Annotated in this window: 1 protein-coding gene; it reads right to left on the bottom strand. The window is 76.2% G+C overall.

Features of this window, described 5'->3' with window-relative positions:
- Positions 1-1962: SDR family NAD(P)-dependent oxidoreductase (locus ND748_RS30850; RefSeq protein WP_251749829.1), on the bottom strand; the 1962-nt coding region annotated here is incomplete at both ends.

The following is a 1962-nucleotide window of genomic DNA, read 5'->3' on the forward strand; positions in this document are numbered from 1 at the left end:
GCCGCCCTGGCGGGAGTAGGACGTGCCGAGGTGGTCGGGGTCGGGGTCGTAGAGCGCGTCGAGGTCCCACCCGCGGTCGGCGGGGAAATCGGAGATGGCGTCGACCCCGTCGGCGAGCAGATTCCAGAGCTGCTCCGGGGAGCGGACCTGGCCGGGGAAGCGGCAGGCCATCGCGACGATGACGATCGGGTCGTCGTCGGGCCCGCCGGCCGCGCCGGCCCGGGTTGGCGGGGCAGCCGCGGCCGGCTCGTCCACCGCCGCGCCGAGCAGTTCGTCGCGCAGGAGCTCGGCCAGCGCGTTCGGTGTCGGGTGGTCGAACACGACGGTGGTGGGCAGCCGGAGGCCGGTGGCCGCGCCGAGCCGGTTGCGCAGGTCGACGGCGGCGAGCGAGTCGAAGCCGAGGTCGGTGAAGGCGCGGTCCTGCGCCACCGCGGCCGTGCCGGTGTGACCGAGTACGACCGCGACCGTCTCCCGGACCAGGTCGAGCAGCACCTGGCCGGCCTCGGTGGCGGACGAGCCGGCGAGGCGGGCCGCGAGCGTCGTGGCGGCGGCGGAGCCGCGCGCGTTCGTGCCGCGGCGCGGCGCGGTGCGCACCAGGGAGCGCAGCGGGGGTGGCACCACGGCACCGGGCACGGCCAGTGCCCGGGTGTCGAAGCGGGACGCGATGAGCAGGGCCTGCCCGGTGTGCCCGCCGGCGAAGACGTCGTCGAACAGCCGAAGCGCCGCCTCGGTGGGCAGCGGGGCGATGCCGGCGCGGGCGAGCCGGCCCAGGTCCGCTGCGCCGAGGGTGCCGGCCATGCCGGCCGGGGTGGCGTCGTTGCTGCTGCTCGTGCTGGTGCTGGTGCTGGTGCTGGTGCTGCTGTCGGCGTCGGCGTCGGTGTCGGTGCGGGTGTCGGTGCTGGCGTCGTTGCTGCTGTCGGTGGGGGTGTGCCAGAGGCCCCAGGCGAGGCTGGTGGCGGGGAGGTGGTGGGTGTGGCGGTGGTGGGCGAGGGCGTCGAGGTAGGCGTTGGCGGCGGCGTAGTTGGCTTGGCCGGCGGTGCCGGTGGTGGCGGTGATGGAGGAGAAGAGGATGAAGGTGGTGAGGGGGTGGTGGCGGGTGAGGGTGTGGAGGTTGGTGGCGGCGTCGGCTTTGGGGGTGAGGGTGGTGGTGAGGCGGGCGGGGGTGAGGGTTTCGACGGTGCCGTCGTCGAGGACACCCGCCGCGTGGATGACGCCGGTGAGCGGGTGCTCGGCCGGGACGGCGGCGATGACCTCGGCGAGCGCGTCGCGGTCGGCGGTGTCACAGGCGACCAGACGGGCCTCGGCGCCCAGCTCGTGCAGCCGACCGAGTAGGGCGTCGGCGCCCGGTGTGTCCGGGCCGCGCCGGCTCACCAGCAGCAGGTGCCGCACCCCGTGCCGGGTGATCAGCCGCTCGGCGATCAGGCCGCCGAGTGCTCCGGTCGCTCCGGTGATCAGCACTGTGCCGTGCTCGCGGTCCGGCTCGTTCGCGGCCGACGCCGCCAGCCGCAGCAGCCGCGGCGCCAGCGGGCGACCGCCACGCAGCGCGAGCTGGTCCTCGTGGGTGGCGAGCGCGATGGTCAGCGCGGCGGGCAGGGCGCGGTCCGAGGCGGCGCTGTCGTCGGTGTCGACGAGCAGGAAGCGGTCGGGATGCTCGGACATGGTGCTGCGCAACAGGCCCCAGGCCGTGGCCGCGGCGGGGTCGACCTCCGGGTCGTCGGTGCCGGTCCACACCGCCGCGGAGGTGACGATCGCCAGCCGCTCGCGGTCGGTTACCTCGCGGTTGGGTGTCTCGCCGTCGGGTGCGTGGCCGTCGGTCGCCTCGCCGTCGCGCGCCAGCGCGGCCTGGACGAGGGCCAGCACCTCGCTCGCCACGGCCAGGGCTGGGCGGCCGCCGTCGATCCGCCGCACCTCGACGCCCGCCGGCAGCTCGGCCGCGGCGGCGGACGGGTCGAACGGGTCGGC

Source organism: Frankia sp. AiPs1 (assembly GCF_023716945.1).
GTDB lineage: Bacteria > Actinomycetota > Actinomycetes > Frankiales > Frankiaceae > Frankia.